5 protein-coding genes are annotated in these 7,830 nt (G+C 47.2%); 1 reads left to right on the forward strand and 4 read right to left on the reverse strand.

Features of this window, described 5'->3' with window-relative positions; all coding sequences use genetic code 11:
- Positions 1-1,185, forward strand: a 1,185-nt coding sequence (locus Q0Y54_RS10330) for a sodium-dependent transporter (protein ID WP_297967341.1), incomplete at its 5' end; no start/stop codon positions are given.
- Positions 1,186-1,265: 80 nt separating this feature from the next.
- Here the strand turns inward: Q0Y54_RS10330 and Q0Y54_RS10335 are convergent.
- From Q0Y54_RS10335 to Q0Y54_RS10350, 4 genes are all read right to left on the reverse strand, one after another.
- Positions 1,266-4,010, reverse strand: coding sequence for an ATP-binding protein (locus Q0Y54_RS10335; protein ID WP_297967347.1), 2,745 nt, complete (start codon positions 4,008-4,010; stop codon positions 1,266-1,268).
- A 30-nt stretch (positions 4,011-4,040) separates the two neighbouring features.
- On the reverse strand, positions 4,041-5,753 hold the full coding sequence (locus tag Q0Y54_RS10340) for an ATP-binding protein (protein WP_297967351.1): 1,713 nt from the start codon (positions 5,751-5,753) through the stop codon (positions 4,041-4,043).
- Between the two features lie 14 nt (positions 5,754-5,767).
- Complete coding sequence (locus Q0Y54_RS10345; RefSeq protein WP_297967357.1) at positions 5,768-6,556, reverse strand: PleD family two-component system response regulator; 789 nt, start codon at positions 6,554-6,556, stop codon at positions 5,768-5,770.
- A gap of 256 nt (positions 6,557-6,812) precedes the next feature.
- Positions 6,813-7,830, reverse strand: a 1,018-nt coding sequence (locus Q0Y54_RS10350) for an alkyl sulfatase dimerization domain-containing protein (RefSeq protein WP_297967362.1), incomplete at its 5' end; no start/stop codon positions are given.

The following is a 7,830-nucleotide window of genomic DNA, read 5'->3' on the forward strand; positions in this document are numbered from 1 at the left end:
GGGCCCTTGACCGCCTATTCCCGTATCTGCAAAAAATGGCGCTGGCTAGGTCTGCTGGCCTGCCTTATTCCGGCCATTATTATGCCATACTACAGTGCCATCGGCGGCTGGGTAATAAAGTATTTCCTGGCCTTTACCACCGGCAGCTACGTGGAGGCGGCCCAGGATGGTTACTTTGTGGGATTTATTACTGCCCAGCATGAGCCACTGGTTTATATGTTCCTGTTCCTCATGGCCTGTACGGCTATTATTCTTCTCGGCGTAAACAAGGGCATTGAGGCCTCCTCAAAAATCATTATGCCGGCCCTTATTTTGCTTACTATAGCCATTGCCATTTATTCCCTGACCATTACCCATACCGACGCCAATGGGGTTACCAGGTCCGGTACGGACGGTCTCCTTATTTATCTCATTCCAAACTTTGAGGGCCTTACCTTCAGCCACTTTATGAGCGTGCTGGTGGACGCCATGGGACAGCTGTTCTTCTCCCTGTCCGTGGCAATGGGTATCATGGTGGCCTATGGCTCCTATGTAAGCGATAAGGCCGACGCCGTTTCTTCCGTTAACCGCATTGAGTTCTTTGATACACTGGTATCCTTCCTGGCAGGCTTGCTGATTATTCCTGCTGTATTCACCTTCATGGGCAGCGAGGGATTATCCGCCTCCGGCCCGGGCCTCATGTTTATTTCCCTGCCAAAGGTCTTTGAAAGCATGGGCACCGCCGGTATCATCGTGGGCATTATGTTCTTCCTGATGGTTCTCTTTGCCGCGGTAACCTCTGCTGTATCCATTATGGAAGCCGTTGTATCCAGCTTTATGGATTACTTCCACATCACCCGTGTCAAGGCAGCCCTGGCCGAATTTGCCATTGCCCTGGTATTCGGTACTATCGTATGCCTTGGCTACAACGTATTCTACTTTGAGCTCCCTCTGCCAACCGGCAGCACCGGCCAGGTACTGGATGTAATGGATTATATTTCTAACAGTATATTCATGCCAATCATCTCCATCGGAACCTGTATCATGATTGGTTGGGTTGTGGGGCCTGACATTATCATTAAGGAAATGGAAAAGAACGGTGAGAAATTCAGCCGCAAGTACATTTATATCGCCATGATTAAGTACATTGCCCCGGTATTGCTGATTATTCTCTTTATGAAATCCTCCGGTATGGTAAGCTTCTAAGCTAAATAATACTGCAAGCTAAAACACCGTCTGTCGCTGATGGCAGGCGGTGTTTTTGCGTTCATGGCACAAGCCCTTTGTTATTCTTCCTGCAAAATTTCCGATACCCTCTCAAAATCGAAATTGTCTATGGCCTGGGCCAGAGCTGATATTTTCGCCTGTTCCTCCTCCGGCAGCCGGTAATTGTTTAGCTCCCCAAGCACCTCTTCAATGCCAAGGCTGTCACAGCCCAGGGCATATTTTCCAATTTTTCCATAGGCCTGGGCAAGCACGGCCCCATCGATCATCGCCTTCGCTTCACCGGCAGCCTCAGTATTATTTTCCAGCAGCGGGCGAAGCTGATCCCCCAATTTGCCGCAGCGTTCCAACAGCCCGGCCACGTCCTTTTCCAATGTGTCCATATCTCCGGCCCGGCCGGCCGCTTCCAGGGCCAATGCCTGTTCACCAATCCCTTCTGCCCCAATAATACGGGAGGTACTCTTCAGGGCATGAATTTTGATGGTGGCATTTTCAATATCCTTCTCCTGCATATATTGGGTGATTTCCTCTATGTATGTGCCCACCATGGAGGCATATACCTTCAAGGCCTCCAAATAAGCTTCCTCATCACCATTATTCTTGATACCGGTCTCCACATTGATCTCCGGCAAATCATAAATGAACCGGGGCAAATGAACCTCCTCATCGGCAACAGGGGCAGCTACATCGCTTATTTCGCCTATAGGCGTCCAGTCCAGCACCCTTTGCTCCAGGGCAAAATAGAAATTGGAACCTAATTTATAGACACTTTCCACCTCAAGGTTAGAACCCATCAGGCCCAGCAGGCGCTGGGTAATGGTTACCCCCAAGCCGGTGCCGCCGACAGTGGGGCTTCTGCCTTCCTCGACTCGTTCAAATTCCACAAAGAGCCGTGATTTATCTTCATCCTTTATGCCCTGGCCTGTATCCTTCACCGAAACATGCAGACCTATATGCTCATCATCCAGCCTCTCGGCCCCTATTGCCAACATTACCCGCCCCTTTGCCGTATATTTCACGGCATTTGTCAGCAGGTTAATGAATATCTGCTTTATACGGATATCATCGCCAAACAGGCCTTTAGGTATATTGCCATCTATATCCAATACAAAGGATAGTCCCTTCTCCTCTGCCTTTGGCCTTATCATGGTCACCAGCTCATTCAGCAATTCACGGAAATCGTACTCCCTTGGCACTATTTCCAGCTTTCCGGCCTCAATATTGGAAAAATCCAGGATATCGTTAATCCTGCCCAAAAGGTCCACACTGGCATCCCGTATGCTTTCCGAATAACGGATGGTCTGCGGCTCCCGGGTTTCCGCCAAAATCATGGAGTTGATGCCCAGAACAGCATCAATAGGGGCCCGCAATTCATTGGAAATGGTGGACAAAAAGGCCGTTTTGGCATTGTTGGCCGCCGCCACTCTGTTGGAAACATCAATCAACGCATCCCGTTGCTGTCGTTCCTCCGAAATATCCTCCAATATCCACAGGAAGGTGGCCACCTTTCCCGCCGGTGTCTGCTGACACCTTACAACCCGGGCCCGCAGCCACTTCCCCTGCCTGGTCATAAAGGTGGTAGCGGCAGCCACCCGATATTCCAGCATAAGCCCCAATATGGAAAAATCAACGAATTCCTTCATTTGTAATTTAAAGTGTTCTTCAACCTCATCTTCTACATAATCCCAAAATACCTGCTGAGCTCCATCGCCATCTGCCTTAAGCTCCCCCGATGCTTCATCCCGAACAATAACGGGTCTGATGGTATTGTTTATAATGTCTACCTCTTTAAATTCATAATATATTTGTGCCGCAGCTGCCATTCGTTCATTAAGATTTCGGGATTTCATTTCATTAATATCATATTTGGCCAGCAGCCGGTATGAAATAAAGAAAAAGACCAATATCATCAACAAAAACAGGCCAATATTGAGAACAATAATTTTTATAAAATCCGGATTGGTAATAATATTCTCGCTAATAACCACAAGATACCAATGTAAATTATCCACGTATTTGGTTACAGTAAAATCACCATTATCGTGGACACTATAGATGTACCCTTCACTGGTCTCCGTCCTGGAGGCATCGTCACTCGCCAAAAATTGTTCTATATTGTCTTCGTCTGTATCGACTTGTATTTGGCCATTTTTATCCACCAAAAGAATTTTTACCTGGTATTTATCCTCCATTTCAGCGAAAATATCCTGTAAATCAGTAATCTTCACACCAACACCGCAGACGCCCAGCAACCGTCCATCCTGATCAACCACTCTGGTATTAACAAACACCGTCCAACGGTCAGGCATCAAGGTGTCCCTATCCACACTCATATCATAATCCAGGTTGCTGTCCACAAAGGAGGAATACCATCTATCGTATTCGTTGTGGACCGGATCAAGGGTTTTCATCATTCCCTCATAGGTATAATACCGTTTTGTTTTCTCTGACACCACAAAAACCGTTTCATAGCCAAAGCTATTTTTCAGGCCTAAAAGGTAATTGGCCATAAATTGTGCCTCTGAGGCCTCATCCAGCCCCTCCTCATGGGCCAACACCTCCTTTAGGGATTGCGTGGCTGACATGGTTTTGGACACGTTAACCGGCTCAGTGATTACACTGTTCAGATTGTCATATATACGAGCCGTCAAAAGCATATCCATAGCCTTTGTGTTATCCGTTGCCATAATATTTAAGGACCAAACGGAAACCAGCACGGACAGCACAAAGCTGGTGATTAATCCACCTAAAAACAGGGTTCTGCTTTTTTTGGGCCCCTTAACTATGCTCTTCCTTATCTTGTCCACAAGTCCCATATCCCTACCCTGGCCTTTCCCCTAATCCACCTTAATAATTTTATCTGGTGGCAGGAATTTCATCACCATTTGCTCCAGCTTCACAAAGTCTATAGGCTTTGTGAGGTAGTCATCAAAGCCTTCATTTTTATACAGCTCCCATGCTCCGGATACTGCATTGGCCGTAAAGCAAACAACCGGTGTTTCCCTGTTCAGGCCCTTATCCTGCTCCTTCATTTCGTGGAGAGTGACAATACCATCCTTTTTTGGCATCATGTGATCCAGGAAAATCAAATCATACTTCTTCTTGTCGGTGAGAGTCAACGCTTCATCACCACTTTCCGCAGCGTCAATCCGTACCCTGGTTTTCTTCAGCAAATTCTTGAATACCACCAGATTCATGGCTGTATCATCCACCACAAGCACCTCAGCCTCCGGAGCTGTAAACTGTTCGTGATACTGATGGACCGCCGAGGTGTTGGCAACCAGCACTTCCTCCATGTTCCCCAAGGGCTCCCAATCCACCACCTCCTGCTCCAGGGTAAAGTAAAAGCGGGAGCCTACGCCGTAAATACTGCCAACCTCCAGCTTGGAGCCCATCATACCCAGCAGTCGGGTGGTGATGGACAGGCCCAGGCCGGTACCCTCAATGTGACGATTTTTCTCCTCACCGATTCTGTCAAACTTGGAAAAGAGCTTGTCCATGTCCTCCTTTTTTATACCGCTTCCCGTATCCTTGACTGCCACCGTAAGCAGCACATGGTGTTCATCCTTTTTTTCAAATTCGATACTAAATACCACGCTGCCCTCTTTGGTATATTTCACCGCATTGGTAAGCAAATTGATAATAATCTGCTTTAGGCGGATATCATCTCCCCGGAGGTGCTTCGGGGCTGCCGGGTCTGCCTCCAGAGAAAGCTCCAGCCCCTTTTCTTCCGCCCGATACGAAATCATGTGAACCAAATCATTTATCACTGAAGATAAATCATATTCAGCAGGAATGATTTCCATCTTGCCCGCCTCAATCTTGGAAAAATCCAGAATATCATTTACCAGGGCCAAAAGGGTATGGCCCGCCGCATCAATATTTTCCGCATAGGCAAGTATGGGGCTGTCCTGACTGCACTCCCGCAAAATCATTTCATTCATGCCCAGCATAGCATTTATCGGCGTTCTTATCTCATGGGACATGTTGGACAAAAAGGCAGACTTGGCCTCACTGGCCGCCATTGCCCGATCGGAAATATCCCGCAAGGCCTCTCTGGCTTTGCGTTCCTCATCAATTTCCTCCACCAGCCACAGGACCCGGGAAACCTTCCCCAAGGAAGTCCGCTGGGAAACGATAAATCGGCAGCGACACCAGATTCCTTCACTGTTTAAAAACTCCATAGTGATGGCATTGCGCTCCCCCAGCCGCTCCGCCAGGGTGGAAAAATTCAAAAATTCCATTACCTTGGTTTCCCAGGACGGGTCCAGATGCTCCTTCATGCGAAAAATCAGGGCTGCCTGGGCACCACTGTGTTCAATAACCTTCGAATCGCTGGCATTTTCTTCATCCACTTCAATATCAATATAGGTATCGTTGATAATATCAAATTCCTGCACGAAAACATACAGCTTGGTGGTGGCACTGAGCTGATGATATAGTTGCCTGGATACCTGATCCTTTCGTTTATTATGTCTTATGGCTAAATAGGATACAACAATTATAACTGCAATAGCCAACAAGTACGCTGCAATGGTCAAATGTGGCATAATATCACCCCATATCACGCCTGAGAAGGATTTGCCCTTAATACATCATCAATTTTGCTTATCAAAGCCTCCTTGGTGGCGGACTTCAAAATATAGCCCTGAGGCTTCAGAGCCAGCACCTGGCTAATGGATTCCTTCTTGTCGATTCCGGTAAGAAAGGCCACCGGAAGGTTTTTGGTCTCCTTATTGGAGCGCAGTGCCTTCAGTACCTCCGGCCCCGGCATCTCCGGCATATTGTAATCCAGCAGCACAAGGTCTACCTTATTTTGGCTCAAAAAGGTGATGGCCTGTTTTCCCGAGGTGACAACACTTACCTGGAATATTCCCATCAAATTGCTGCGAATCATCTTGCAAAATGCCGGATCATCGTCCACCACCAATATTTTTTCCTTTACGTTCTTTTGTTCCTCAAAGGCATTTACCACTTCTTCAAATTTATCCATATTCACCGGCTTGTCAAACCATGGATAGTACCCCAGCTCAGGCAAAAACTCCACCACATCATGATGAAAGGTTATTTCACCCACAATAATAATTTTTCGCCGCCTGGCCCGCAGGTTTTTAATGATGTTTACCAATTCCTCCTGCTTACGTTCACTGAACAGCACGCCCTCTCCCAAATGGAGCACAAACACCGACGAATCATTGATGTACTGATACATATTCCAGGAACCGGCCACTGCTGAATGTACAGTATAGCCCATATTCTCCAGGCTCTGAACAATCGCCTGCACAGTAATGGTCTGTCCAAAATCGAATAATACTATTTCCTTTTTAACTGCCGGTTGTACTTTTTTCATCATACTGCACCTCCTTACGGAATTGCTGGCCTATGACGCCAAATTCCACAGCCGAAGCCGAGTTTGTATATTATGTTTGTGTATAATATTCCACACCAGAAGGGTCATTCCTGCCTATGGATAAAAAATATGACTCAAACCTCCCATACCGGAAATATACAGGTTTCCGGGACTCACACGGATTTTTCATGTGAAAAGCTTGAATGTCAACTAAAAAACTGCCCCCTGATAATTAAATCAGAGGACAGCCTCATTACCTTTATGGTTCAATAATCGGGAAATAGGTGTTAAAAATAACTATCTTGTCAGTCAGCTGGCCCAACAGCTCCTTATTGCCCTCCTGAACGAACTTCTTTTGAAGCTCCTTGTTCTTGGACAAAATGGTGAAGAGCCCCTCCTTTGGCATTATCCACGTAGCATCGGCTGTAGGGGATTGAATGCCCTTCTGATATACCAGAACACCGGATTTAACCGTAAGCAGATACTTTTCGCCTGTATCCGTCAAATTGAGATTTGCCGTAAAATTCAAATCCTGGGCGGCATTATTGTCAAGACAAATGCCTATATAATCCAGCATCAGCTCCGAATTCATCTTCGTACGTACATCTGTACTGCCCCCCACATTGGCGAATGGAATCGAACCATCCCTAAGCTCCTTGGCCCCGCACAGGTAGGCATTGCGCCATGTGCCGGATTCGGCCTGATAAGCCAGCTGCTCCATGGCATCGGCACACAAATCCCGGGCCTCCTGATTATTTGGCTCGGCAAATACAATGTGATTGGTGACCTCAGCTACCCACTGGTATTTCCCTTCCTCATAATCCTTCCTGGCCTTTTCCAATATGGCCTTGCTGCCCCCCATGTACTCTACCGTCTTTATCGCCGTATCCTCCGGCGGCAGCTTGTTCAGATTTACCGGATTGGCATCATACCAGCCCATATACCGCTCATAAACCGCCTTGGAGTTATGGGCTACAGTACCATAGTATTGACGGGTATACCACACCTTCTCCAAGGGATCCGGCAGCCTGAGCTTATAGGCAATCTCATTTTGAGTTAAGCCCTGATTTATATAGAACAGGGTCTGATCATTTATAAATTTGTAGGCCAAGGCGGTGTTGGTCATATAATCCTTAATAACCTTATTGCCCCAATGTGGCCAGTTATGGGCCTGAAAGGTTACCTGCACATCCTTGCCATACCGTGTCTGGGCCTCCATGATATAGTGGGCCCATTTATTGCCATCCCGCACCTGGGCCCCTCTTAAAGTATACGGG

The organism is uncultured Anaerovibrio sp. (assembly GCF_947302755.1).
Lineage (GTDB): Bacteria > Bacillota > Negativicutes > Selenomonadales > Selenomonadaceae > Anaerovibrio.